Genomic DNA, 24667 nt, shown 5'->3' with positions numbered 1-24667 from the left:
AACTGCTTTAAGCAGATTAACATCAGGTCGATGGTGCAGACCTCAGAGGGCGGTGCCGCAGGGTGCCGCTTTTTTTATTTTTATGTGCTGATGATTTTTTGCACGCTGCGACGTTGACATCCGCGGCGTCTGAATGAATGATTAAGTGGCTAATCGTTGTCGTTCCGACAACTGCCAATGTTCCGGTGATTTGAGAGGAACGCCTTCGGGTAATCACATGCCAATGCCATCATAACCTGAGAGATGGCGCTTTCGGGCGGTTCAAACCTGTTTAACCTTTGAAAACAGGAACCTGATCTACAGGTTAAGGTCCATTTCACCAACTCAGCCAGTCGGCAAATTTTGCTGACATCCCTGCGGGAAACACTTCCCGTAAGGGAAAGATGTTTCTCCGCAACCTGTTTAGTTTTTACTCCGGAGAAATTATCATGACTGCAACCACCAATACCCCTGCTTCAAATAGCTCTGCATCTGCTAATCAGAAAAAAGAGTTTTTCAACCTCAACGTCAGCGGTATCGGATATCTCAATTCGATACGTCGTGTTCAGGGACCCAATGGCGAATTCACCTGCGCCGTTATTAATGCTCTGACCGGCCCTACTGATAATGCGTCCTATACCCGCTTCGATGTCACAGTCGCTGGCGCGGATACCACCAAACTCATTAATCGCTGTCAAAAAGCCGTTGATGAAGAAGAAAAAGTGCTGATTGGCTTCGTGCTAAGCGGACTCAAAGCCGATGTGTTTACCCTTCAGTCGGGTGATCATGCTGGTGAAAGCCGTCCTTCCCTGAAGGCCCGCCTGATCAAGGTGGAGTTCATCAAGAAAGGTCAGGACGTAGTCTATCAGGCACCCAATGCTTCCCAGACGCCAGAATCCGGCTCATCGGCTCAGAAAGAGTACGATCCGAATTCGTTCTAAGCGTTACGGACACACCACCGGAACATCCCGGTGGTCGTGTTTCTCACCCCATATTTCTGAGAGGAAAACATTATGTCCGCACGCGGCGTCAACAAAGTTATTCTGGTCGGTCATCTCGGTCAGGACCCTGAAGTTCGTTACATGCCAGATGGCAAAGCGGTGACCGGCTTAAGCCTGGCCACTTCTGAAACCTGGCGTGATAAACAGACCGGTGAAAACCGGGAAATTACCGAATGGCATCGCGTCGTGCTGTTTGGCAAGCTGGCTGAAGTTGCCGGTGAATACCTTCGTAAGGGGTCACAGGTGTATATCGAAGGTCAGCTACGCACCCGTAAATGGACGGATAACAGCGGCACCGATCGCTGGACTACCGAAGTCGTTGTGGGAATAAACGGAACGATGCAGATGCTGGGCGGAGGCCGTAACAATGGCACCAACACCAGTGGAAACAATGCGCAGTCAGGTCAGCAGAGTGCATGGGGCCAGCCTCAGCAACCTCAGCAGCCTCATTCAGCGCCACAGAATCCGGCGAATGAGCCACCAATGGATTTTGACGATGACATACCGTTCCTCGGACACGGTTATGGCATATGCCGGAAAGCCATTTACGCCATTTCGTAATGGATTCATATAATTATGACCTAAAGTGCGCCGGTTCAGTCTGGCGCTTTTTTCTTCTATAATGATGTTCATTAATCAGGAATGTCACTGGAGATCTACCATGAACACACGATACGAAGCTGATGTTGTTGCCTGGGCTCAGGAGCAGGCAGCTTTACTGCGTGCCGGTCGGTTCTCTGAGATTGATATTGCTAATATCGCCGAGGAGATCGAGGACGTGGGCAAAAGCGAAAAGCGGGAACTTGCCAGTCGTATGGCCGTTCTGCTGGCGCATCTTCTCAAATGGAAGTTTCAGCCGGGCCGCCGAGGTTCCAGCTGGCAGCGAACCATCAAAGAACAAAGAAAAGCACTGGCATTACACATCAAAGGCACACCCAGCCTGAAAACTGCGCTCTCTGATCGTGACTGGATAGCTGCTGTATGGGCCGATGCTGTATCTTCTGCAACTCAGGAAACGCAACTTGACGTCTTTCCCGAGGACTGTATCTGGGATATGGAAAAAATTCTGTCTCAGGAATTTTATCCTGAATGAGTTACCACTATGCCAGACAAGAAAGCGCCTTCGGGCGCTTTTTTTATCCAATGCAACCTGAAACAGCGGGAAAATCGAGAACCCCTTCGGTACGTAAAACTTGCTTTTATGGACCGAAGAGGTTGCCCCGGAGGGGATTATTTCTGTAAAGCCGTTACCTCTGTAACCTTGAACGAGTCAGGGTGCAGTTCAATGCTGTTGAAGCTGGCGTTAATAACAAATTTCTGACCAGGCTCAATGTTACTGACAAAGTCTCCCGCCTGACCGATAACCACATCATCTTTAAGCAGGTTGATTTTGATGATTACATTTGCGAGGGTCTTTGAACTGGTATTTTGGCCCAGCCCCTGAATTATTTGTAATCCGTTTTGTGTGCTCTGAAAATGCAGATTACTTAACTGTACGTTATCGTTGCCTGCAGCCGTTGCTCCGGCGACCAGTGCTAAGTAAAGGCAAACACCGTAAATGCTTTTTTTCATGTCATCCTCATTTTGACTGTTTTGATAAAGTGACTGACTGCCACTTTTCTTCTATCGGTTTGCAAAACTTAATTCTTTAATCCGCAGACATAGTTTCGCATTGTCCGTTTTTCCTCCACCGCGAGAATAGCACTCCTGACTAAGACTATTCCTGGGGTGAATCCTGATGGCAGTACCTTCAAGACGCGCGGCAACGGGAGCCGGACTGCTTGCCTGCTCTGTCATGCTGGCAAGCTGCAGCAACCCGGCCTATGACGCAGCGCCATTAATCAATGGCCGTTATCAGCAGCCTGCCCGCTTCGATGACATTTACCGAAATCGTTCCCCTGAAGTGGTGCGCTACGACCGTTACACGCTCGTCAGCACACGCCCAGATGATGCGCAGCGCGATCCGCTTAATCAGATAATCGATATCACTATGCCTGCTCAGCTGGTGAACTCTGTGGGGGAAGGATTTCGTTATCTCCTGCTGGAATCCGGCTATTCACTATGCTCAGCCACTTCTTCAGCATTTTCAGAACTGCTCAGCCGCCCCCTTCCTGCCGTGCAGCGCGATATCGGTCCTGTGAAACTGAGTGAAGCCCTGCAGGTGCTGGCCGGTCCAGCCTGGCGCCTGAAGGTAGATGAGGTGAACCGCGAAATCTGCTTTGAGCTGCGTGACCAGTTCCGTAGTTTTGCTACCCCCCAGACGGTGCCAATCTCGCGTGCGCCACAGGCTGTAAATGTGAATCGTCCGGTTGTGACGCAGCCTGTTCAGCCCCCGGTGGTGACGGGAAAAGGCAATACCGTCTCACGCAACCCTTTTACCGGTGACACCATCAGCGTCAATGCCCCGGCCACCGCCCCGGAAACGTCGCTTAAACCGCAGAATCCCGCAGTTCCGTCTCCGGTGCTGACGGCGGCGAACGTGTCGGCACCACAGAAAATCCCTTCGGTGGCCCCGGTAAAAAGTAAACCGGTGTCATCCCCTGCTGCGACTCATGCACCTGATCAAAGAACAGCGCTGTCGCAGAAACCAACTGTTGCCGCAGCGCGCCCGGCGGCCGCGCTGCAGACTACAGTGAACGGTACCTCACCGTCGGCACCCGTCCGCCCCGTTACAGCGCTGCCGCCGGCGCCTCCCGTCAGCAGCCAGGCCTCATCTTCTTATGCGCCGGGTACGCCAGTTGCTGCGCTTCCCGTCGGGCAGACCTGGCGGGCGGAACCGGGTTCGACTCTGAAAGAGACGCTGACCAGCTGGGCTTCGAAAGCACAGTGCAGTAATGGCGGCAACTGGGTCGTTATCTGGCCCGTGACGCTTGATTACCGCATCGATGCGCCGCTGGTTTTCCACGGCAACTTTGAGTCGGTCATGGTTCAGGTTTTTGACCTCTACCGCAAAGCCGAAAAACCCCTTTTCGCTGAAGCCAATCGTATTCAGTGCCTGATTTCCGTGAGCGATACGCCAGCGGGAGGAGGTCACTGAGATGGGGTTTGCGCTGCCCATACTCGTGTTCTGCCTGGTCATTACGCTGATGGCGGGTGATGCGCAGCGCCATTCTGCTGAACACATCCGGCTTTCAATGCAGCAGACCCTGCCGGATCGGCTTGCCGGCGACGTGCTGCGCACCGCGGACGCGGTAAATAACTGGCGCTACGGAAAAGCGGTGGCTGATGGTCCGGTATCACTTGCTCAGACAGGTATGGTGCCGCTCCCGGACAATCGCATTAAGACCGTTATCCAGGGGGGGCGCCTCTGGATATGGGTGCCTGAAACTGACGGTGTTTTTGCCGCGCTGCGAGCGAGGTCTTTGACCTCGGCGCTGGCCCTGACCGTCAGCGGTGGCCGTCTGCGCATGGCGGATGGCACCGATATGAATCTCTCTCTGCCGTCCGGCGTATCGGAGGGCAGCATTGTTTACCTTAACTAACAACACCAGGGGGCTGCGGATGCCGCGTTTACCTTTCTGCCTGACAGCGCTGGCCGCCGCGTTTGTGCTGTCATCATGTTCGCTGAGTGAAATCAGCAAAATGGATAAGGAGGCCACAGGTCAGGCTGAAACGGCACAGCGGGTGCTGCAGAGCCGCCAGGCTTTATCTCAGCCTACCGTTGTCTGGTCTGATAAACCCTGGGTGAACCTGCAGCCGGTTGCACCGGTCGTGTCCACGCCGGATGAAAAAAAACTGCCTCCCTGTCAGATAACGATTAACCGGCCGGAAGGGATTTCACTGCCGGAGCTGGGTCAGCGCATCACCGCGCTTTGTGGCATCCGGGTGTCGATCACCCCCGATGCTTATGCAGCGCTGAGCAATGTCACAACCGGAGGTGTGGTCACCTCCCCGATGAGCGGTGCGTTGCCAGCACCCGATGATAACGGTCGTGTGCCGCTTTCACAGATCGGCGCTTCTGCAGTGCAGGCCGCGCCTGTTCAGCAAAGCACCATGATTGCGCGTGGCCTTAAGTTCCAGGGGGATGTCCGCGATCTTCTTGATATTGAAGCCAGCGGATACGGCCTGTCCTGGCGAAGTGACAGCAGCGGCGTGTATTTCTATCTTCAGGATACCCGCACTTTTCAGCTGGTTATCCTGAATACAAAGGTTAACAGCAGCGCCTCGATCAATTCCGGCTCAGGCAATCAGCTGGGCAGCGGCGGCGGGACGACCGGCGGGACGACGGGCGATATCAGCTCTAATCAGAAAACTGATTACGGCATGAACAGCGACCTTTACGATGATATTCGTAAAACGGTTGAGCAGATGCTGACCCCGAAATCCGGGCGATTCTGGCTTTCGGCCGCCACCGGCACGCTGAGCGTGACCGATACGCCTGACGTGCTTAACCGCGTCGGTCGCTATATCGAATATCAGAACAAGGTCCTGAGCCGTCAGGTACAGCTCAATATTCAGATTGTCAGCGTCAGCCAGACACGTAACGAGCAGCTGGGGCTTGACTGGGGGCTGGTTTATAAATCCCTGCATAACTTTGGCGCCAGCCTGACAGGGTCAATGGCCAATGCCTCCACGTCAGCCGCCAGCGCCGGTATCTCTATCCTCGATACGGCCACAGGTAATGCGGCTAAATTCTCCGGATCAAGCCTGCTTATCAAAGCCCTTTCCGAGCAGGGTAATGTCAGCATGGCGCTGAACCAGACTGACCCTACCGCCAACCTGACGCCGGTGGCCTATCAGCTCTCGGGCCAGAAAGGCATCCTGTCCAGTTCCAGCACAACCGCAACGGCAAACGTGGGCGTCACCTCATCAATGACGACGTCGACCATTACCACCGGCCTGTTCATGACCATGCTGCCGTTCATTCAGGAAAACGGTGACGTGCAGCTGCAGTTCGCCTTCAGCTATACCAGCCCGCCGCAGATTGAGAAATTCGTCAGCGCTGACGGCAATACCCGTAACGATCTGCCCACAACGTCAACCGAAGCGCTGGCCCGCAAGGTCAATCTGCGCTCTGGTCAGACGCTGGTGCTGACCGGTTCGGAACAGCAGAACCTTTCTGCAGACAAACAGGGCACCCTTACGCCAAACAACTTCATTCTGGGCGGCGGGCAGACAGGCTCCCGCGGCCGCACGACGCTCGTCATCATGATCACCCCTGTTCTGCTGAGGTAAACCATGTCATTACTGAAAAAAATGAGCCTCCGGGCCGGCATCCGTTTGACGCATCAGCGGCGGGACTGGATGGCAGGTCTGCACTGGGAGCCGCAGCGTAATGCGTTAAGTACCCGGTTTCGCAGTAAAGCGTCGCCTGATACGCATTATGCCGCTGCCGGAAGAGGAAATGCTTCCATGCGCGGCCTGGTTTCCCCGGGGCGCGTGCGCCGCAGCCAGCACGCGCTGGCCGTGGCATTCCTGCTGGCCGAGGGCGGAAATGCCTGGGGTATTTACCGCCTGAGTCACACCGAGGATTCGTGGGTCTTTTTCGCGGCTATCGGCGGGCAGTTATCCGTCATGGGCGATGTGACCGGCTCCCGCGCCATCATTGAACAGTCGGCGGCAAACTTCCTGCGTTTTAATGATGCTGATTCGCCGCGTTTACGCTGTGCCGCAACGGCAGACGACAACCTGCACGCCGGCACACTGACCGACAGACTCAGCCGGGCGCAGGTAAAACGCTGCCGGCTTCATAAGCGCGTGACCGCCGTGTCGGTCATTATCCCGGCAGCCGCCGTCAGCCTCGCGGTGGCCTGTGGCGTTTACTGGTTCGATGCGGCATCAGAGAAGGCTGAACAGGCCGCTGCAATGGCAGCGTTTCGCGCCCGCATGGCATTGACGAAAGAAAAGCCAGCTGAACCCGCACGCGCACCGCACCCGTGGGCTTCACTGCCTCCTGTTTCAGTGCTGCTAAGCAACTGCTGGCTCACGCGTGAGCCCGTATTCGCATCCGTTGCCGGCTGGCGCTTTACCGACGGGGAATGCGTCCCGGAGGGCCTGCGCCTGCGCTTTGTTGCCACCCCGGGTGCAACGGTCGAGGATTTCTCCCGCCGCGCCCGCGAGCTGTTCGGTCACTCAGCCGTCTTTAATCTTCAGGAAGGCGGTAAAAACGGTGATGTTTTCATTCCCTTTAACCATACCCCCCCGACCGGGTTCACTGACGAAGCTCTGCCCGGTGCTGATGCTCAGCTTATGCGCTTTATATCCCATCTGCAGCGCCGCAATCTCGACGTGAAATTTACCGAGGTGAAGCCGCCGCCGGTCGCGCCGGGTGAGGAAAAAATTACCCCTGTACAGGACTGGCGGGAATTTAACTTTTCTGTCAGCTCACGTCTGCAGCCCGAGCGACTGTTGCAGGATATTGATGCCACGGGGCTTCGCCTCAGCAGCCTTTCGATCACCATGAGCCCGCAGGGGCAGTTCGACTACACCATGAAGGGGAGCATCTATGCGCAGAATTAATCCCGCCCTGCCTGGGCTGCTTCTGTCCGCTCTGCTCTGCGGACCCGCGCCTGCGGCCACTGCCGGCGATGTGCTGCCGCCGAATGTCACACTCGGGGAGCTGGAAGCCGCGCAGGCCCGCAATCTGATTCTGGAGCAGAAAGTGCAGACGGCCCGGCTGGAGCAGCAGCTGCGGGAAAGTCAGTCCGGACAGAGTGCTGACCGGAATTATCTGGCCACCGCCAGCCAGCCGGCCATGCCGGTTATGGCGCAGCCTGCCCCCTCTCAGCAGACCGCGTCTGCCGGCACGGAGAAGCGCGTCGGCAGCGTTCGCCTGCAGGAAATTTACGGGCGTGGTAATCAGTTACGCGCGCGCATTGTCCTGCCTGACGGCGGGGTAACGGAGGTGGTAAAAGGCGACCAAATCCCGGGCACGGCTAGCCATTCCGTTTTCGGCCCGGCAGATAATGGCGCAGCTGATGGCCGTGCATTATGCTGACTGGTTTGGTGTAGCCGGTGCCGGTGGCCAGTTCGATCCGCAGGAGCGCTGGGAATGGCTCAGCAGTATGCCGGAGACAACCTGCCCCTGTGACATGCTGATGGTGATGCCGTCACGTCTTGCTACCGAACTCAACGGCGATACGGGTCTGTTCAGGGGGCTCAACACGTCGTCAGAACTTTACATGCAGCTTTTTGGCATGGAGTTCCCGGCAGGCCATCAGGCCAGCTGGAGCCGTGATGATGTGGGTTCGCTTACGTTGCACTTTGCGTCTCCCTGGTATCCGCCGTCAGGTGAGATCATGGGAGAAATGTCACAGTTGTTTGACTGCGAGATCCGGCACTACTGGATTTCACCGGATGCAGGCACGTCAGGTTACAACTGCTTTGACCGGGGCGATCATGTTGACAGCGGTCCGTACCCGGCTGAGGAGCTACGCCAGTCTGCATCGGGTGATGGTGCCCGTATGTACCTGGTTACGCCTGAACCTGCTTTAGTGCCCGCTGTAACCACAGCGCACTACGGCAGTATCCGCGCATAGCGACAATCCAGAACCGGTAATCCGGCTCTGTCGTCCGGCCACAGCGAAACCTGTGGCCGTTTTTTCACCCCGAAGGGAACAACGTTTCCCTTCAGGAAGCGTGTTCCCTTTTCTGAGGAAGCACGCATGAAACAAGTCATTAATCACGAAAAAGCCTTTCTTAAACTCTTTAATCAGACCGCCCGTTATCACCGCCGGCATCAGGTGTTTGAGGATTTCATCAGCTGCAGCGTCATCGCACTGGAAAATCGCCTGCAGTTCTGTGAAAAGCGTGAACAGAAGTACCTGCGCATCGTGTCCCGTTATGAAAAGCCTGACGTCAGTAATATGGCGCATCTGTTTGCTCATGTGGTGAACGGGCTTGAAGAGGAGCCAGGAGATTTTCTGGGACGGGTTTTTATGCAGCTCGAGATGGGGGATAAATACCGGGGCCAGTTTTTTACCCCGTGGAGCATCGCCCGTATGATGGCTCAGCTTCAGCTTGGAAATATTGAAGAACAGCTGAAGGTTAAACCGTTTATCACACTCTGGGAACCGGCGTGCGGCGCCGGTTCCATGGTGCTGGCGTATGCCAGTGTGATGATGGAGGCTGGTTATCCACCACACCGCCATTTGTGGTTTTCAGCAACGGACATAGATCCGCTGGCCGCAGGTATGGCTTACATTCAGCTCTCACTGTGCGGCGTAGCCGGAGAAGTCGTGATTGGAAATGCCCTGAGCGATGAGCGGCGAAGGGTTTTACGAACGCCGGTTCATCACTGGGAACGCTGGCCGGAAAGGTTGCGGAATGTCACTAAAGGGCAGAAACAACTTTTTCACGTAGCTTAAAACTCAGCAGGCAGACCTGAATACAGGTCTGTTTTTTTTGGAAATGTTCTGCCCGCTTCTCCCTGAGAAGCCGATTGCGAACACCTTTATGCTACTTTGTTTTTCGGTGCATATAAAGCATGACAGCTTCATCAGAAGTTAACTTGCCAATGCTGTATCCACAATAACAATCTTTCGCCACGTGTTCAGATTCGGCTAGCTGCTTTAATTTTTCAATCGGCGTCGTCATTTCTGCTCCTCCTTCTGATAAATCGGGTCAGTACCGCGCGGGAACTTCAGCGCTTCTTGCCGGTAGAATTGCAGACGCTCCCGGAAATATTCACGCATTTCTTCTGACTGCTGCCGCTCCACTTCTGCAGGTATTACTGGCAGGTTCATGCGTTCTTTGTAGGCCACGCCTGACGCAGCTAAATCCACGTTAACTCTGTCGCGTTCTTCCCGCGACCGGGCTGCAAGGTTATGAGACATGATGACTCCTCCGGATGAGAGTATACCGCCTATGCTAAATAGCAGGAGGTAATTATGTGTGGACGGTTTGCGCAGTACAGCAGCAGGGATGAATACTTTGAGGCGCTTGGCGCCAGCCCTGAAGAATTAACCCGGGACCCGGAGCCTATCGGGCGGTACAACGTGGCGCCGGGCACAAAGGTCCTGTTACTCAGTGAACGCGATGGGGATCTGGCGTTCGATCCGGTCTACTGGGGCTATGGTCCCGAGTGGTGGGATAAGGCGCCGCTCATTAATGCCCGCAGTGAAACCGCTGCATCAGGGCGCATGTTTAAGCCGTTGTGGGTACACGGCCGCGCCGTCGTGCCAGCAAACGGCTGGTTTGAGTGGCAAAAAAGTGGTGCCGGAAAACATCCCTACTTCATTCACCACCGTGACAGGCAGCCGCTGTTTTTTGCGGCCATCGGAAAGGCGCCCTTCAATCGGGAGCACGGGCGGGAAGGCTTCGTTATTGTCACCGCGGCCAGCAATCAGGGCATGGTAGACATACATGACCGCCGTACACTTGTGCTAACTGCAGACGCGGTTCGGGAATGGCTGAGTCATAATACTTCGCCGGCGCGCGCTGCGGAGATCGCGCGGACCAGCGCTCTGCCTGAATCCGCCTTTTCCTGGCATCCGGTGACCGCAAAGGTTGGCAATATTCATAATCAGGGGGCGGAGCTTATCCGTGAAACTGATGCAGGCTGACAGCAGCAAATCGAGAAGGCAATGTTTCGCCGCTGCCGGCATACGCAGATATCCGACTCGACCCGAGCAAATGCTGTTAGTACAGGGCTACGAAAGCAGCCCGGCCTAAGAGCGCCGGGCTATGTAAGTTTAGCCGGAAGCGCCTCTCCACATCTGCCGGCACTGATATGAGCATAGAGGTGCCGCTCAGTATCAGCCATGCAGACCTTCAAAAAAATTTCCAGGTGGGTCAGTCAGATGGCTTCGCTTCTGCGCCAACCCGTTTTGCTCCCCTTGCCAGATAATTCCGCCTCAATAATGCTGTATGAATAAACAGTAAAATAACAGGAGGAATTTTTATGCGCGATTTACTCAGTGCTTCAGCCGTCAAGCTGCAGTATGGCCGGAGCACCAAATCATGAACCCGGTCAGTTGTACCGCCGGCCTGACGCTTCTCTGGCCACCCATTTTTACGCCGAGGGTCAGGGTACCGCTTTATGCCGATCCGTGCGCCGCCGGCTTTCCCACACCTGCGCAGGATTACGTCGAGAAAGAACTCGATCTGAACGAGCTGTGCATCCGCCGGCGCGCCTCAACTTTCTTCGTGCGCGCCAGCGGCAACAGCATGCGTGACATGGGCCTGTGCGACGGCGACGTCACCCGCTACAACGGCCTGATTCATGACTACGGCCTGTTGAATCCGCTGAGTAATGTACCGGCAGTGAAAACTGCGCTGCGCCAGGCAGCCGAAGAATTGAAAACCCACCTGAAATAATCTGACGGGCCAGGCGTAATGTCTGGCCCAACTCCCACCTGTCATTTCCCATCTATACACAAACGTCAAAACCTTTTCCGGTAATGGGATGAGGGCAACTGTTCTGTAGTAAAAGTTGCTATTGAATGGACAATGAAACGAAGAAGCAGGGTTCACAGAGCTTAATCGACCGATTGTAAGTGTGTCGTTCAACGGAAAATGGCTAATGTCCCCCGCGTGATTGTCCGTCTGTGTAACATTTTAGAAATAATAAGCAAATTAAGGGGGCCTTAATGATTAATTTTGAATGCATTATTGAGGCGATTAAGCGTTTGCGCGGTTTCTTCAGTGCAGCCCAGGCTGGCACTGGATCAGGGCCAAACATCAGTATCTTTCATGCCGGGATCAAAAACTTAATAATTCAGCAACGTAACTAAATTGTCAGTTTCCAACCGCTAATCAATCATTTATCCTCGCATTTCCGTGCACAAAATGAATTTCTACTACAATTCATTAACATAGTTATGAGTTAGTAGCTTAAGAATTAATATATTGATCGGTAACCGTTAATATCCAATTGTATTTTAACAAAAATTTGTTCCCTCCTAGTATATGTAGCTTATTTATAAAACATAACTCCATTAAATCACTAATTTAGCCTGAAATATCGGGATAATCTTCTATTTAATCGATTTAGTAAAGGATAGATCGATCAAAGGTTATTTTTTGATAGGTAAAAACATAGATAAAACCGATCATTAAGTGTTTATTGATTGGTATTAGTGATCATAAAATGAGAATCATCTGATGTGTGTTTTGGAAAACATTGTCATGAATCTCAGCGAAGTCCTAACAGGTAAAGTTATCAGTGGTTATGAAGCAGAGCCGATAGTTGACAGAGCAGGGAACGTTCTGGCGGTAAAGATACGTAAAGACAGCGCCACACCTGGGTGGTTTTTCAGGCAAGCGGGGAAATCGGGTAATGCACAGAAAAAAAAAGTGTTGAAGGAACAACTTAGTCTCATAGATCTAAAGACAGCATATTTTCAAAACAATAATATTTTATGCTCCATCAATATTGATTTTGATATGGCCGCGATCCTGATACAGGAAGAGGAGTTCGCAGAGTTAGCCAAATCAAAACCCTTTTTACGTTTAGAGATTTCAGAAGGTTTTCCAAATCTTTCAGATGGGAGAAGCAACCGGGTATTGCAGGCGTTAGCCGAGGAGTATCGGTTGTGGTTGGGAGATTTAGGATCAGGCGAATCCAGCCTGAGAGCGTTACAGGAAAATCTCTATGACGCCGTTAAGATTGATAATGATTTTTTTAAGATCTACAGCAAGTCAGGTATCTGGCCGGTCATTATCAAGAACATCATGCGATATTGTAAGTTTATCATCATCGAAGGTGTGGACAGCAAAGAACAATACCATGCCATAGAAAAGGATATCAGAGCGGTACAAGGTGGATGTTTTAAAAGTGTTCGACTTGAAAATATCGAAAGTTTAAATAAGAAATTCATATTATAACTCTGCATTTTTTATAAAAGTCTTTTTTCACAGCAAAATGGCAGCGTTGTCCTGCCCATTATTTTTGTTTTTGCCTGTGTCGCAAAGGCGTCGCTGCGTCTGCTGTATTGATTATTTATTTTTCAGGCTATTGGCGCCAGTAAGCTAAGGGCGGTAGCGTGCCTGAAACGTCAGGAATGAGTGAGCAGTAAAAGTAGTGAAAAATATCATTCATTATCGCTAATAACCAAAAAGGTACCATTATGAAAATCACAGCAATGACTACATTGTTATTAACCGGTTTGCTGAGTTTGAGTGTAAACGCAGCAGAAGAAACGACTACGCAACAAACAGCAGCTGCACAGAATGTGGGCGCACCAGCCGGTGAAAGCGCCACGAGTTATGCCGCGGGAACCAGTGTGTTTGTCGGTGTTTCTGCAGTCTCCGCGCTGGCAGCACTGGCTTTAGCAACCCAGAACCACGATGGCAGCAGCACCGGTACGACCACCACGACCAGCACCACGGGCAGATAGTTCTAACCAGACAGCGGAGGGCATCGCAAAGGTGTCAGAGAGATATGAGGATAATATCTGATGATTACTACTTAAGTCTAGGGTTGAGGGAAGCGTTAAAAGTCCACGAAGGCGGACTACAGGACATGACTATTTCGTTAAGTTCTGACCTGAAAACCATCAGACTGTATAAAGGCATAAGCATTTATTCTAATGAGAAGTTTTTTGTCGGTAATTGCCTGACAACCTTTGTGATGAGTTACCAATTAGATGACGGGCTTACTCCATTGCATCATAAATTGTATCGACTCGTTGCTGAAAGAAAAACCATGTACCTTACTCCACGAGAAATCGATGTCCTGAAGGATTTATTAAACGGGCAGAACATCCTCGAAATCTCCAAGAATAGCGGGCTTAGTCCAAAAACCATTAGTGCACAAAAAAATTCAGGTTTAAAGAAACTGAAAGTCAGTAATTTACATATGTTGCATCGAGACATTTCATCATTCAGAAATCTGTTTTATGGAAAACAACGCAGCCACGCAGGGATGGATTTCTAAAGGTGGGTGGATGACATTTCCCTTTACTATGCATCTTTAGCACATTGATAAAGAGGCTTTATTTTCTTGCATTTAATAGGATGATAGTTCAATTCATGATGATGAAATTGCCTTTCAGATTATCCGCGATTGCGGTATCTGTTTTTGTGCTTTCTGCCTGCACCATCGTTCCCGGCCAACATTTATCAACGAGTGATAAAGATGTGGTGGAGCAGATGGATTCGAATACGGACATTAGCAAATACGTTACTGTTTATCCGCTAACACCAAAACTGCTTGATTCACTGCAACCGCAAAAAGTGATGTCCAGTGCGAACCCGCAGCTGGAAGATGAAATCAAAAACTACCAATATCGCATCGGCATTGGTGACGTCTTAATGGTCACGGTATGGGATCACCCTGAACTGACCACACCCGCCGGCCAGTACCGAAGTGCCAGCGACACCGGTAACTGGGTGAACACCGATGGCACCATTTTTTATCCTTATATTGGCAAGGTGAAAGTGGCCGGACGCACCATTGAGGAAGTCCGCAACGAAATCACCGATCGACTGAAAACCTATATTGAAAGCCCGCAAGTTGATGTCAGCATTGCAGCGTTCCGCTCGCAGAAGGCGTATGTGACAGGGGAGGTGGTGCGTTCGGGCCAGCAGGCTATCAGCAATATCCCGCTAACAGTGATGGACGCGATCAATGCCGCTGGCGGTTTAGCTCCGGATGCGGACTGGCGCAATGTGGTACTGACTCACAATGGTAAAGACAGCCTGATTTCTTTGCAGGCCTTAATGCAGCAAGGCGATCTCCGCGAAAACCGTTTGCTGACCCCTGGGGACATTTTGTTTGTACCGCGCAATGACGACCTGAAAGTGTTCGTGATGGGCGAAGTGAATAAACAATCCACGCTCAAGATGGATCGCAGCGGTATGACGTTAGCTGAAGCATTGGGTAATGCGGAGGGTGTTTCACAGGAACTGGCGGATGCATCGGGGATCTTTGTGATTAGACCGCTGCGTAATAAAGATGCTAACGGAAAAATGGCCAATATTTACCAGCTGAATGCGAAAGATGCATCAGCTATGGTAATGAGCACCGCCTTCAAGCTGCAACCTTATGACATTGTCTATGTCACCACCGCCCCGATAGTGCGTTGGAACCGCGTGATCTCCCAGCTGGTACCGACCATTGGTGGTGTGTATGACATGGTTGATGCCGCACATTATATCCGTGAGTGGTAATCAAGATGTTTGACTCAATTCTGGTGGTATGTACGGGAAACATATGTCGTTCACCTACAGCTGAACGTAGGTTACGACAATTACTACCTGGAAAGAAAATTGACTCGGCAGGTGTTAATGCTTTGATTGAACATCCCGCAGATGATTCAGCAGTACTTACTGCCAGATCACATGATGTCAATCTTGAAGGACACAAAGGGCGGCAGTTTACTAAACAGATCGGACGTCAATACGATCTGATCTTAGTAATGGAAAAACGCCAGATTGAATATGTCACGCGTATCGCAACTGAATGCAGGGGCAAAACCATGCTGCTGGGGCATTGGCTAGAGCAAAAAGAAATCCCTGACCCTTATCTCCAAAGCCAGGAAGCATTCAACTTTGTATACCAGTTAATTGACCGGGCTTGTAAAAGCTGGGCAGTTAAACTGGGCGGCTAACAACTAGGAATTATTTTATGTCATCTGTCATTTCTATAAAACCGCAGAGCAAACACTCAGATGAAGTAGAACTGGGTCGATTACTTAGGGAGTTATATGATCATCGGAAGATCATAATAACAATAACATGCGTCTTTGCAGTTATAGCCGTAATATATGCACAGTTCGCAACACCTATATACCAAGCTGATGCATTGATACAAATTGAGCAAAAACAAGGTAACGCTCTGATTAACAGTATAAATCAGATTCTTCCAGATGCGCAGCCGGAATCAGCTCCTGAAATAGGTCTCTTGCAATCCAGGATGATCTTGGGGAAAACAGTACAGGACTTGAATTTGCAGGCTAAGGTTGAACAGGTCTACTTTCCAATATTTGGCAGGGGGCTGGCACGTATGTTAGGTAAGCCTAAAGGAGAGATCAGTATCAGTCGTCTTTATTTGCAAGGGCAAGGAAGTGATTCTCCAGAAGTCAGTTTAACCGTTGAGGATGATCATACATTTCATATCAACGGGGATGGTATAGATGTCAGCGGGCGGGTTGGAGAGTTAATAGAGACAAAAGGAATGTCCATTCTTGTGACAGATCTTAATGCTTTGCCTGGTACAACGTTTAAAGTGCGATATCTAACGTATCTTGAGGCAATTGATAGTCTACAGAAATCTTTCTCAGTAGCGGATCAAGGGAAAGATACAGGAATGCTCAATCTCACGCTGACAGGAGATAACCCTGTATTGATTCAATCTATATTGAGAAATATAAGTGAAAACTATCTGGACCAAAACATAGCCAGGCAGGCTGCACAAGATGCAAAAAGTCTTAAATTTTTGAATTTACAGTTACCTCAAGTTCGTAATGACTTGAATGTTGCTGAGGATAAATTGAATGCATACCGTAAACAAAGTGACTCAGTTGACCTGTCTTTAGAAGCGAAGTCGGCGTTAGACCAGATCGTAAATGTTGACAATCAATTAAATGAACTGACGTTTCGCGAAGCAGAAATATCTCAGCTGTACACTAAATCTCATCCAACATATAAAGCACTACTTGAAAAACGTCAGACATTAGATGAAGAAAAAAATAAGTTGAATCAACGCGTCTCCAAAATGCCAGCAACACAACAAGAAGTGTTGAGATTAAGTCGTGATGTAGAGTCTGGTCAGGCTATTTACATGCAACTTTTGAATCGGCAACAAGAGCTTAACATTGCGGAATCTAGTGCAATCGGTAATGTCAGAATTATAGATAGTGCAGTAACACAACCGAAGCCAGTAAAACCTAAAAAGATACTAGTTGTTCTTATAGGAATAACTTTAGGTGGGATCCTTTCAGTGAGTCTTGTCCTCCTGAAAGTGCTGTTGCACAGGGGACTGGAGTCACCTGAGCAACTTGAAGAGTTAGGTATTAATGTTTATGCAAGCGTACCATTATCAGATTGGATGCAAAAAAGACAAAAAAGTAATAGAAGGAAAGGCAAGGGCAAGGGCAAGCAAGAAAATAGCCTTTTTCTGGCTGAAGAAAACTCTGCTGATTTGGCAATAGAAGCTATCCGTGGACTGCGTACAAGTTTACATTTCGCAATGTTAGAGGCTAAGAATAATGTTTTAATGATCTCAAGTGCCAGTCCTGACGCGGGAAAAACTTTTATTAGTACTAATATGACAGCACTTTTAGCATCTGGAAATCAGCGTGTTTTAATCATCGATGCTGATTTGAGGAAGGGATATGTTCATAAAATTTTTAAGGGTGATGTAAAGCCTGGCTTGTCTGATATCTTGGTTGGAAAATCAGATATACACGAATGTATCAAAAAAGTTGATAGCGTAGGGTTTGATTACATAACACGAGGTGAGATACCGCCGAATCCAGCGGAGCTGTTAATGCATAAGCGTTTTGCGGATCTTATAGACTGGGCGTCAGAGAATTACGATATAGTTATTATAGATACAGCTCCTATTCTTGCAGTGACAGATGCAGCAATAATCGGAAAATATGCCGGGACAACATTGTTAGTAGCTCGATTTCAAGTAAACTCAGCCAAAGAAATAGCGGTGGCCGAGAAATATTTTGAGCAAAGAGGCGTGAACATTAAAGGATGTATCCTAAATGGAGTTGTAAGAAAGTCTAGTGGCTACTATGGCTATGGTTGCAACCATTATGGGTATGCATATTCGGAAAAAAAATAGAACGATGACTACAGGGTCAACTTACAGACACTGTAGGATTTTATGATTCTATAATTGGTGTATTTAGTTTTTATGAATTTCATTATTTAGTATGGTTAGCGAATTTAATGCAATCTCTAAATCATAGAAAAGTTTTCATGTTAAATGAGCGGCAAAGGTTTAACTAATGAAGAAAAATACAAAGGTAGTAATCGTTGCTCGCTCTCTACCATTACATGGTATAGGTGGGATGGAAGTTGTATGTTGGGACCTCTGTTTGGAATTAGCTAGAAGAGGACTTAAAGTAATTGTTATAACAACACAGAATAATTCAAAAGAAGAAAGCTATAATCACGATAACCTTGACGTGGTTTTTTTAGAAAACACGAAGCCTGGACGATATTCTCGAAGATGGTGGCGTGAAGCATCAGAATATTTCTCATCATTAGATGCAGAAGATATTTCAGCTGTAATTAGTATTAGTGCAGCCGGAGTTAGCTTACTTAAACATAAAGATGATTTTAAAAAGGCAAGGTTTATCATGCAGGCACATGGTACATCTTTTGCTGAGTTCATATCTAAATTGAAATCTTTTTCTGCAAAAAAGTGGTTTGCTTCAGGCAGAAACATTATTTGGTTCTTTAAGGATTGGGTTTACTATAAAAAATTTGATTGTATAGTTTCTATAGGTTCTGCAGTAACAGAAAGTTTGAGAAGTAATCCTACAAAATTTATAACTCAAAATGTTGAAGTTGTAGAAATTGAGAATGGCGTAGATGAAGAAATGTTTAAGTTTAATATGGAGGAAAGAACGAAAATAAGGGAAAGTTTAGGTATTTCGGATGATGCATTATTACTCTTGTCCGTATCTCGATTGCACGAGCAGAAAGGAGTCGACAATAACATACAATCCTTTGCTAAAATTTATGAAAAAAAAAGAAATTCATACTATTTAATCTGCGGTGATGGGAAAGAAAAAAATAATTTAATTGAATTGTGTCGAAAATTGAAGATTGAAAATAATGTGTTTTTCTTAGGGAGTATGGACCGGATTGCAATTTCAGGTGTTATGAGTGCAGCAGATGTTTTTATTTTTCTTACAAAGAGAGTTGAAGGTCTACCATTGAATGTACTAGAAGCTATGGCTGCAGGTCTTCCTGTTATAACATCTAAGCATTTATCTTTTATTGAAAACAAAAAAATTAAAAAAATAGACAGCTCAGATTACGATTCAGCGGCTGAATTTGCTAAAGAGTTAAATTTTCTAGGAAAGCCAGAAAATAGAGAAAGCCACATCCCACTTAAAAATACACTGGCTTATTCTGTAGAGCAATATTGTCACTTGATCTCAGATTGACTCAGATCGTAATAACCCGAACTGTAATACATGAGTGTTTTGTAAGGTTAAAAGGATCTGCTCGTGAAAAAAGCCATTATTTCTTTAGTTAGTGGAAATTTGATATCAAAAGGGATGGGGTTGATTAGGGAGATTATTGTTGCAGCCCTGTTTGGGACTGGTTATATAAACGGGGCTTATAGAGTTGCTCAAACAGGTACTTTAGTTCCTGTAAATTTTTTGGTTAGTGATAGTCTGACTGCATTTATACCTTTATATAAGATTTTCTATAGAGATAACAAGAATAAAGCCCAGTTATTCTTTTGGTCAATGCAGTTGTTATTCCTTTTTTTCTCTTTGATATTAACTGTTAGTGCGGTTTTCTTTGTTCAAGAATGGTTGGAAATAATAGCGCCAGGATTAGATACAACAACAAGGGATTTATCAAAAGATATGCTTATTGTCATGAGTTTTGGTATTCCTCTATATCTTAGTTCGGCATTAATTAATTATGTCGAAGTGGCCCATGATGATTTTTTTCCGATGTCAGTCCGGCCTTCGGTACAGAATGTGGGAATGCTTATTGGTGCTGTAGTATCTTATTTTCTTAAAAACCCTATTTATTTGGCTTGGGGGTTTACAGCAAGTTATATATATTTTTTTGTTTGGGTCCTAATTCGAGGTGTTAGGAAAGGTTTGCTAGATTTTCCGACTATAATAGAGTGGGGTATATTAAAATCTGTTGTTAAAAACTTTTGGAAAACACTCAGGCCATTGATACTACTTCCTGTAATGAACCAAGGAAATATTGCAGTAGAAAGAGCCGTCGCTACACTAATTAGTATCACAGCAGTATCAGCACTTGATTACGCAAAATTTATAACTGAAACATTGATCTTGGTCGTATCAACACCAGTTGCTCTCGCTGGCCTTGCTAGTTGGGGAGGATTAAATGAAAATGAAATCAAGAAAATGCTTGTAAAAGCAGTTAATTTATTGATGTTGTTTTCAATTCCATTCTCACTATTTTTATACGTTCATTCAGAATTAATTGTGGCCGTGCTCTTTCAGCGAGGTAAATTTGATTCTTCTTCTATTAGTACGACATCTAATATATTACAAGGAATGTCATTTGGATTGTGGGCTAATGTTATTGGTTATGTTTTGATTAAAGGTTTAAATGCAAGACTAAAAAACATGTCTGTCATGATAATCATGGCGATTTCCTTATCAGGTAATATGATTTTTAATCTTATGTATCAATGAGTATTTTAGGGAAGCAACGCTTGGGTATGGGTATTCTATTTATGGTGTTTTAATGTTTCTAAGTAGTGTTATTGCTTTGAATATTTACAAGGAAATAACTGCGCGTTTGCTTATAATTTTTTCAGGATGTTTATTATATGTTCTGCTGTCAAGGTTTGAGTTTTATGTCCACAGTTCCATTATGTCTTTGATGCTAAACTGTGGTGTTTTTGTTTCGTTTTGGGGTTTGTATACTATGTTGTTCCCTCAGCTAAGAGGGAGTCTTTCCCTTATTTTAAATAAAAAAGGATCCTGATGATAAAAATATTTAAGCTTAGGTTTTTTATGGCTTTCATAAGATCTATAGCGATTAAAATAAGATATTGGAATAACATACAACTGAATCCATTCAAAGTATATATTTCCTCTTCGGTGATAATTAAAATCACAGGTGGTGGAAAGTTGATAATAAAATCAGATGCTGACAGGGTATTTATATCAAGAAATTCCACCATTCACTGTTCTAGTGGTGTATTGGTCATAGGTAATGGTGTTTTTTTTAATGAGAATAATAAAATAGTTTGTCACGAAAGTATTGAGATTGGAGATGATTGTTTATTCGGGCCGAATGTCTGTGTATATGACTCTGACCACTCTTTTTTAGCAAGAGAAGAGTTAATTAGAAAACAAGGTTATACAAAAGAGAAAATAATCTTGGGTAAAGATGTTTGGGTTGGTGCAGGTGCTGTTGTAACAAAAGGTACTACTGTGGGTTCCCATACTGTTATTGGTGCTAATGCAGTAGTTCGTGGTGAGTTAAGAACAAACTGTGTGTATGCAGGAAATCCCGTCAAACTAATCAAGGAAATATTATGAGTGAAAATAATAAGATAGTCCTGCTTTCAACGGCTGACTGGGATAATCCTTTCTGGACCAATAAACAACACGTTGCAGTCGAATTTGCAAGAAGAGGATACAAGGTATTTTACATTGATTCACTTGGTTTGCGAAAGCCGGGCTTAAACAAAAAAGACATGGGTAGGATGGTCCGTAAATTGTTTAAGGCGGTCAGCCCCCCCAAACTGGTTAGAGAGAATATTTATGTTTGGTCTCCGGTTACTCTACCATGGAATGAGTACGTGCTCATTCGTAAGATAAACAAGTTGTATATGACTTTATTTACAAAGTTATGGATTAAAGTATATGGGATTAATAACCCATGGTTATGGACTTATAATCCTCTAACTACCGAATTTATTGAGCCAACAGAATTTTCTAAAGTTATCTATCATTGTGTTGATGAAATAAAAGCTCAGCCAGGAATGCCGGTAGATATTCTCGAAAAGGAAGAAAGAAAATTATTATCTAAATCAGATGTAGTTTTCGTAACCGCACCTAAACTGAAAGAAAACAGAGATAAATGGAATAGTAATATTCACTATTTTTCCAATGTAGCCGATTTTTCACATTTTAATAAGGCCATGGTCGTGGATTATGACAAGCCTTCAGATTTAGAGTGTATTGATGGGCCTATTTTAGGATTTATAGGTGCTGTAAGTAGTTATAAAGTTGATTTCAATTTACTGAGTAAGTTGGCAAAAGAAAGGCCGGGGTATAACATAGTAGTGATAGGGTTAGTTGGTGAAGGTGATCCATCTACAAATATATCTATATTAACTTGCCATAAAAATATACATCTTCTAGGTCCTAAAGATTATGCGGTTCTACCCCAATACTTGAAATTCTTTAATGTGGCCTTGTTGCCAAATAAAATTAATGATTATACAGATAATATGTTTCCAATGAAGTTTTTTGAATATTTGTCTGCGGGCAAACCTGTGGTGAGTGTTGATTTAAAGGCTATCCGGGATTTCTCTGATATAGTTAAGATAGGTATGACTGATGAAGGATTCATTGAGGGGGTTGACCAAGCTTTATCAGGGGATGTTGCAGACATACAAAAAAGATTAGATCTAGCAAAACAGTATACATATGAAGCTCGGATGGAAAAAATGTTGGAACTTTTAATTTAAACTAGATGTTTTATGTCAGCTAAGAATTGTCTTTAGGATGTGCTCTTACGTAATTAAAATGCAGTAATATAATTTAAAGATAGCTATGGGATGAGCCATGTATCTAAAAATCATTGTTTTCTTAGCTCTAGTAACATCAGTTCCTCAATTATATGTTATTCCAGGTGGGACTGATGTTCCCCTGGCATTCATTTTTTCTTATTTATTATTCCCCACACTTGTTTCAAATATAAAATTTTTTATAAAAAAGAAACTATTCGTAGTATCGATAATGATTTTGCTTACACAGGTTGTTAGTCTATTGTGGTCAATTGAGATATCTGGTGGTTTTAGAGATATAAGCTATATGCTTAGTTTTTGGTTTTTGATTTCTGGGGTTTATAGTTTACATCGGAAAGAACCACAAGCATTAATGAAAATCCTGAAATTATTCTTGATGGTTGTATGTTTTGAGGCTATTACAATTATTTTATTCAGATTTCTTCCTGATGTTAAATTATCCTTAATTTTGTCTCCTCCAATGCGAATTATTTTAGGCCAAAATGTTTTAGACTCATTGGTTTTAGAAGGTGCGAGAAATAACTTTTACGATCCCGAGAAGTCCGGGGGGCTTATGTTTATAAATGCAAATATAGCTGCTTGCTATGTTGGTATAAGTTCATTCCTGGCATATTCTCTTGCGAGAATGCAAAGAAGTCTTTTGCTATATGCGATTTCGTTCATTCTATGGTTTTCTGTATTTTTTACTGGTTCAAAAGCATCAGCGATATTTGCAGTAATAATTCCTGTTTTTGCATACACATTGAACTCCAGTAGTCAAAAGAGGATAGGAATATTATTATTCTCATCTGCCATGGTTATGCTGCTTTGCTTGTTGCTATCAGTATCTAATATAAATCTTGATAATGCATTCTTGTCATCTACTGCAGATACAACAGATAGTAGAATTCAGATATGGGATTACGGCATCAATTCTTTCTTGTCAAGTCCTGTTTTGGGACAAGGATATGGTGGATGGATGGCTGGATACGCTAAAATTTCCACTATATTATACCCTCCACATAATACAATTATGTACATGTGGTCGAAATCCGGGATTCTATCCGCTTTTGCTGGTGTTTTTTTTATCTATTATGGATTAAGAGTTGCTATTTCCTCTCTGAGGAGCCGTGCCGATTATTTGAATGGATGTGGATTGATGCTTCTCATGGTGTCTGGTTGGCTTTTTGCCCATGGGATGGGGGAGAACTTTGGTTTAATTGGAGACCCTCACCAAATGATATTGTTGGCGATTTGCTTAGGAATTAACTACTCAGCTACTCAACTTCACATTGAAGAATCTGTTCCTGACAATGATGGTTATAAAAATCTGAGAAGGTTATCATGAGATTTGGCAAGATTTTTGTGTTGATGTCTTTGCTTGTTTTTATTTTACCATCGAGATCGGATGCGTTTACCTTAGGTATTAATGTGAGGGTTTTTAATCTCGATAAAAAAACCATAGCTAACTATTTGGACATGATTAAGTCTATGGGAGTGGACTCTATTCGTGTCGATATGCCCTGGAAGGTGGTGGAGCAGGAGAGGAATCAATTGCAAATACCAGCCAATTGGGATTATTTTATTGATTATGCTAATTCTCATGGAATGGAGGTGTTATGCATACTCGATTATGGAAACAAATTTTATGATGGCGGTGATAAACCAAGAAGTAAAGAGGCGATAATTGGGTTCGTTAGATACGTGGACTTTTTAACAAAACATTTCAGTGATAAGATTAAGTTTTATCAGATTTGGAATGAATGGAATGGTAAGGTAGGAAATACAACGCCTGGTAGCATTGATGATTACAAAAATCTTGTCAGGGCGTCTTATCCCGTGATTAAAATGAATTCTCCTGACTCTATCGTCATTACAGGCTCCTTCTCCTCTGCTGCCTTCAACAAAGCAATAGGCTTGGAGAATAGGGGTGATTATCTTCGTGATTATTTGTCACCGGAAATGGCGAAGTTCACAGATGCCATTTCTGTTCATCCTTATACAACATATCGGAAACATCCCTTTGATGAATATTCTTATTATCTTAAGCAAGCGCGTTATGCTTATACTTTAGTTAAAACTAATCCATTCTATAAGGATAAAAAGGTTTTTATTACTGAAATTGGCTGGAGTACTTCTATTACATCATACGGTGTTCCTATGAGGGTTCAGTCAAAGTTATTAGCTAACGCTGTTTGCGATGCTAAGAAAATTGGATACTCTGGTGTATTTTTATATAGCTTTAAGGACTCTAAGACATACTCAAATAATACCGAGGATGGCTTTGGTCTATTTAATGATGATCTTACTCCAAAAGAATCGGTTTCAACTATCAGCAGCATGTCTTGTCTATAATGTCAGTTGCTATGACTCGGGT

At 46.0% G+C, this 24667-nt stretch carries 27 protein-coding genes and 1 pseudogene; 25 read left to right on the top strand and 3 right to left on the bottom strand.

Annotated features, from left to right (window positions below; all coding sequences use genetic code 11):
- Positions 1-428 precede the first annotated feature (428 nt).
- From Q3H59_RS03590 to Q3H59_RS03580, 3 genes are all read left to right on the top strand, one after another.
- A complete protein-coding gene (locus tag Q3H59_RS03590; protein ID WP_058770118.1) occupies positions 429-920 on the top strand; it encodes an STY4534 family ICE replication protein in 492 nt (163 codons plus the stop codon).
- Positions 921-992: 72 nt separating this feature from the next.
- Positions 993-1541: a single-stranded DNA-binding protein gene (locus Q3H59_RS03585; RefSeq protein ID WP_309833269.1), complete on the top strand. Its 549-nt coding sequence runs from the start codon at positions 993-995 to the stop codon at positions 1539-1541.
- A 100-nt stretch (positions 1542-1641) separates the two neighbouring features.
- Positions 1642-2073 (top strand): DUF29 domain-containing protein, encoded by a 432-nt coding sequence (locus Q3H59_RS03580; RefSeq protein WP_309833267.1) that lies wholly within the window; start codon positions 1642-1644, stop codon positions 2071-2073.
- A gap of 137 nt (positions 2074-2210) precedes the next feature.
- On the opposite strand, the gene Q3H59_RS03575 is transcribed toward Q3H59_RS03580, so the two are convergent.
- Positions 2211-2552 carry an FxLYD domain-containing protein gene (locus Q3H59_RS03575; protein WP_309833265.1) on the bottom strand — a complete coding sequence of 114 codons (342 nt, stop codon included), beginning with the start codon at positions 2550-2552 and terminating at the stop codon, positions 2211-2213.
- A gap of 166 nt (positions 2553-2718) precedes the next feature.
- Between Q3H59_RS03575 and Q3H59_RS03570 the strand changes: the two genes are divergently transcribed.
- From Q3H59_RS03570 to Q3H59_RS03540, 7 genes and pseudogenes are all read left to right on the top strand, one after another.
- Positions 2719-4017, top strand: coding sequence for a TcpQ domain-containing protein (locus tag Q3H59_RS03570; protein WP_309833263.1), 1299 nt, complete (start codon positions 2719-2721; stop codon positions 4015-4017).
- A 1-nt stretch (position 4018) separates the two neighbouring features.
- Positions 4019-4462 (top strand): type IV pilus biogenesis protein PilM, encoded by a 444-nt coding sequence (pilM, locus tag Q3H59_RS03565; protein WP_309833261.1) that lies wholly within the window; start codon positions 4019-4021, stop codon positions 4460-4462.
- Between the two features lie 19 nt (positions 4463-4481).
- On the top strand, positions 4482-6155 hold the full coding sequence (locus tag Q3H59_RS03560; RefSeq protein WP_309836625.1) for a PilN family type IVB pilus formation outer membrane protein: 1674 nt from the start codon (positions 4482-4484) through the stop codon (positions 6153-6155).
- Between the two features lie 3 nt (positions 6156-6158).
- Complete coding sequence (pilO2, locus tag Q3H59_RS03555) at positions 6159-7439, top strand: type 4b pilus protein PilO2 (protein ID WP_309833260.1); 1281 nt, start codon at positions 6159-6161, stop codon at positions 7437-7439.
- On the top strand, positions 7426-7917 hold the full coding sequence (pilP, locus tag Q3H59_RS03550) for a type IV pilus biogenesis protein PilP (RefSeq protein WP_309833256.1): 492 nt from the start codon (positions 7426-7428) through the stop codon (positions 7915-7917). The genes pilO2 and pilP overlap by 14 nt, the downstream gene beginning before the upstream one ends.
- Positions 7859-8458: pseudogene (locus Q3H59_RS03545) on the top strand (DUF1281 domain-containing protein); the annotation flags it as partial. The gene pilP and the pseudogene Q3H59_RS03545, both read left to right, overlap by 59 nt.
- Positions 8459-8584: 126 nt before the next feature.
- Entirely contained in the window at positions 8585-9286 is a 702-nt protein-coding gene (locus tag Q3H59_RS03540; protein ID WP_309833254.1) for an N-6 DNA methylase, read from the top strand.
- A 91-nt stretch (positions 9287-9377) separates the two neighbouring features.
- Here the strand turns inward: Q3H59_RS03540 and Q3H59_RS03535 are convergent, their stop codons facing one another.
- Together Q3H59_RS03535 and Q3H59_RS03530 are read right to left on the bottom strand one after the other, a co-directional pair.
- The gene (locus Q3H59_RS03535; protein ID WP_309833253.1) at positions 9378-9515 is read right to left on the bottom strand and encodes a hypothetical protein; all 138 of its coding nucleotides are present in this window, start codon (positions 9513-9515) and stop codon (positions 9378-9380) included.
- Positions 9512-9754: a DNA polymerase III subunit theta gene (locus tag Q3H59_RS03530; RefSeq protein WP_309833249.1), complete on the bottom strand. Its 243-nt coding sequence runs from the start codon at positions 9752-9754 to the stop codon at positions 9512-9514. The genes Q3H59_RS03535 and Q3H59_RS03530 overlap by 4 nt, the downstream gene beginning before the upstream one ends.
- Positions 9755-9808: 54 nt before the next feature.
- Between Q3H59_RS03530 and Q3H59_RS03525 the strand changes: the two genes are divergently transcribed.
- The 15 genes from Q3H59_RS03525 (at position 9809) to Q3H59_RS03455 (ending at position 24645) form a co-directional block, all read left to right on the top strand.
- Complete coding sequence (locus Q3H59_RS03525; protein ID WP_309833246.1) at positions 9809-10483, top strand: SOS response-associated peptidase family protein; 675 nt, start codon at positions 9809-9811, stop codon at positions 10481-10483.
- 397 nt (positions 10484-10880) lie between these two features.
- Complete coding sequence (locus Q3H59_RS03520; RefSeq protein WP_309833244.1) at positions 10881-11237, top strand: S24 family peptidase; 357 nt, start codon at positions 10881-10883, stop codon at positions 11235-11237.
- A 272-nt stretch (positions 11238-11509) separates the two neighbouring features.
- Positions 11510-11653 (top strand): hypothetical protein, encoded by a 144-nt coding sequence (locus Q3H59_RS03515; protein ID WP_309833243.1) that lies wholly within the window; start codon positions 11510-11512, stop codon positions 11651-11653.
- Positions 11654-12047: 394 nt separating this feature from the next.
- A complete protein-coding gene (locus tag Q3H59_RS03510) occupies positions 12048-12746 on the top strand; it encodes an EAL domain-containing protein (protein ID WP_309833242.1) in 699 nt (232 codons plus the stop codon).
- Between the two features lie 242 nt (positions 12747-12988).
- A complete protein-coding gene (gene yjbE / locus Q3H59_RS03505; RefSeq protein WP_309833237.1) occupies positions 12989-13258 on the top strand; it encodes an exopolysaccharide production protein YjbE in 270 nt (89 codons plus the stop codon).
- 125 nt (positions 13259-13383) lie between these two features.
- The gene (locus tag Q3H59_RS03500; RefSeq protein ID WP_309833234.1) at positions 13384-13797 is read left to right on the top strand and encodes a LuxR C-terminal-related transcriptional regulator; all 414 of its coding nucleotides are present in this window, start codon (positions 13384-13386) and stop codon (positions 13795-13797) included.
- Positions 13798-13895: 98 nt separating this feature from the next.
- Complete coding sequence (locus tag Q3H59_RS03495; protein WP_405042187.1) at positions 13896-15032, top strand: polysaccharide export protein; 1137 nt, start codon at positions 13896-13898, stop codon at positions 15030-15032.
- Positions 15033-15037: 5 nt separating this feature from the next.
- Positions 15038-15472, top strand: a complete 435-nt coding sequence (locus tag Q3H59_RS03490) for a protein tyrosine phosphatase (RefSeq protein WP_309833230.1) — start codon at positions 15038-15040, stop codon at positions 15470-15472.
- A 17-nt stretch (positions 15473-15489) separates the two neighbouring features.
- A complete protein-coding gene (locus Q3H59_RS03485; RefSeq protein WP_309833227.1) occupies positions 15490-17658 on the top strand; it encodes a polysaccharide biosynthesis tyrosine autokinase in 2169 nt (722 codons plus the stop codon).
- 166 nt (positions 17659-17824) lie between these two features.
- A complete protein-coding gene (locus Q3H59_RS03480) occupies positions 17825-18994 on the top strand; it encodes a glycosyltransferase family 4 protein (protein ID WP_309833225.1) in 1170 nt (389 codons plus the stop codon).
- A gap of 63 nt (positions 18995-19057) precedes the next feature.
- Complete coding sequence (gene murJ / locus Q3H59_RS03475) at positions 19058-20239, top strand: lipid II flippase MurJ (RefSeq protein WP_309833223.1); 1182 nt, start codon at positions 19058-19060, stop codon at positions 20237-20239.
- Between the two features lie 294 nt (positions 20240-20533).
- A complete protein-coding gene (locus Q3H59_RS03470) occupies positions 20534-21094 on the top strand; it encodes an acyltransferase (protein WP_309833221.1) in 561 nt (186 codons plus the stop codon).
- Positions 21091-22251 carry a glycosyltransferase gene (locus Q3H59_RS03465; RefSeq protein WP_309833219.1) on the top strand — a complete coding sequence of 387 codons (1161 nt, stop codon included), beginning with the start codon at positions 21091-21093 and terminating at the stop codon, positions 22249-22251. Before Q3H59_RS03470 ends, Q3H59_RS03465 begins: the two co-directional genes overlap by 4 nt.
- Positions 22252-22348: 97 nt before the next feature.
- Positions 22349-23638, top strand: coding sequence for an O-antigen ligase family protein (locus Q3H59_RS03460; RefSeq protein ID WP_309833217.1), 1290 nt, complete (start codon positions 22349-22351; stop codon positions 23636-23638).
- On the top strand, positions 23635-24645 hold the full coding sequence (locus Q3H59_RS03455; RefSeq protein ID WP_309833214.1) for a cellulase family glycosylhydrolase: 1011 nt from the start codon (positions 23635-23637) through the stop codon (positions 24643-24645). Before Q3H59_RS03460 ends, Q3H59_RS03455 begins: the two co-directional genes overlap by 4 nt.
- The last annotated feature ends 22 nt before the right edge of the window (positions 24646-24667 follow it).

Origin of the sequence: Pantoea sp. SORGH_AS_0659, from assembly GCF_031453915.1 — a bacterium.
In the GTDB taxonomy this organism is placed as follows: domain Bacteria; phylum Pseudomonadota; class Gammaproteobacteria; order Enterobacterales; family Enterobacteriaceae; genus Pantoea; species Pantoea leporis.
Note: the sequence above shows the minus strand (reverse complement) of the source record. Positions and strands in the feature narration are given on the sequence as shown.

Bases quoted from the DNA above. Each gene is read 5' to 3' on its own strand.
- pilP (WP_309833256.1), top strand. From the start codon at position 7,426: ATGCGCAGAATTAATCCCGCCCTGCCTGGGCTGCTTCTGTCCGCTCTG.
- Q3H59_RS03455 (WP_309833214.1), top strand. From the start codon at position 23,635: ATGAGATTTGGCAAGATTTTTGTGTTGATGTCTTTGCTTGTTTTTATT.
- Q3H59_RS03470 (WP_309833221.1), top strand. From the start codon at position 20,534: ATGATAAAAATATTTAAGCTTAGGTTTTTTATGGCTTTCATAAGATCT.
- Q3H59_RS03570 (WP_309833263.1), top strand. From the start codon at position 2,719: ATGGCAGTACCTTCAAGACGCGCGGCAACGGGAGCCGGACTGCTTGCC.
- pilM (WP_309833261.1), top strand. From the start codon at position 4,019: ATGGGGTTTGCGCTGCCCATACTCGTGTTCTGCCTGGTCATTACGCTG.
- Q3H59_RS03490 (WP_309833230.1), top strand. From the start codon at position 15,038: ATGTTTGACTCAATTCTGGTGGTATGTACGGGAAACATATGTCGTTCA.
- Q3H59_RS03535 (WP_309833253.1), bottom strand. From the start codon at position 9,515: ATGACGACGCCGATTGAAAAATTAAAGCAGCTAGCCGAATCTGAACAC.
- Q3H59_RS03510 (WP_309833242.1), top strand. From the start codon at position 12,048: ATGAATCTCAGCGAAGTCCTAACAGGTAAAGTTATCAGTGGTTATGAA.
- Q3H59_RS03500 (WP_309833234.1), top strand. From the start codon at position 13,384: ATGACTATTTCGTTAAGTTCTGACCTGAAAACCATCAGACTGTATAAA.
- yjbE (WP_309833237.1), top strand. From the start codon at position 12,989: ATGAAAATCACAGCAATGACTACATTGTTATTAACCGGTTTGCTGAGT.
- Q3H59_RS03525 (WP_309833246.1), top strand. From the start codon at position 9,809: ATGTGTGGACGGTTTGCGCAGTACAGCAGCAGGGATGAATACTTTGAG.
- pilO2 (WP_309833260.1), top strand. From the start codon at position 6,159: ATGTCATTACTGAAAAAAATGAGCCTCCGGGCCGGCATCCGTTTGACG.
- Q3H59_RS03495 (WP_405042187.1), top strand. From the start codon at position 13,896: ATGATGAAATTGCCTTTCAGATTATCCGCGATTGCGGTATCTGTTTTT.
- Q3H59_RS03520 (WP_309833244.1), top strand. From the start codon at position 10,881: ATGAACCCGGTCAGTTGTACCGCCGGCCTGACGCTTCTCTGGCCACCC.
- Q3H59_RS03540 (WP_309833254.1), top strand. From the start codon at position 8,585: ATGAAACAAGTCATTAATCACGAAAAAGCCTTTCTTAAACTCTTTAAT.
- Q3H59_RS03465 (WP_309833219.1), top strand. From the start codon at position 21,091: ATGAGTGAAAATAATAAGATAGTCCTGCTTTCAACGGCTGACTGGGAT.
- Q3H59_RS03585 (WP_309833269.1), top strand. From the start codon at position 993: ATGTCCGCACGCGGCGTCAACAAAGTTATTCTGGTCGGTCATCTCGGT.
- Q3H59_RS03480 (WP_309833225.1), top strand. From the start codon at position 17,825: ATGAAGAAAAATACAAAGGTAGTAATCGTTGCTCGCTCTCTACCATTA.
- Q3H59_RS03580 (WP_309833267.1), top strand. From the start codon at position 1,642: ATGAACACACGATACGAAGCTGATGTTGTTGCCTGGGCTCAGGAGCAG.
- Q3H59_RS03515 (WP_309833243.1), top strand. From the start codon at position 11,510: ATGATTAATTTTGAATGCATTATTGAGGCGATTAAGCGTTTGCGCGGT.
- Q3H59_RS03560 (WP_309836625.1), top strand. From the start codon at position 4,482: ATGCCGCGTTTACCTTTCTGCCTGACAGCGCTGGCCGCCGCGTTTGTG.
- Q3H59_RS03575 (WP_309833265.1), bottom strand. From the start codon at position 2,552: ATGAAAAAAAGCATTTACGGTGTTTGCCTTTACTTAGCACTGGTCGCC.
- Q3H59_RS03530 (WP_309833249.1), bottom strand. From the start codon at position 9,754: ATGTCTCATAACCTTGCAGCCCGGTCGCGGGAAGAACGCGACAGAGTT.
- Q3H59_RS03485 (WP_309833227.1), top strand. From the start codon at position 15,490: ATGTCATCTGTCATTTCTATAAAACCGCAGAGCAAACACTCAGATGAA.
- Q3H59_RS03590 (WP_058770118.1), top strand. From the start codon at position 429: ATGACTGCAACCACCAATACCCCTGCTTCAAATAGCTCTGCATCTGCT.
- Q3H59_RS03460 (WP_309833217.1), top strand. From the start codon at position 22,349: ATGTATCTAAAAATCATTGTTTTCTTAGCTCTAGTAACATCAGTTCCT.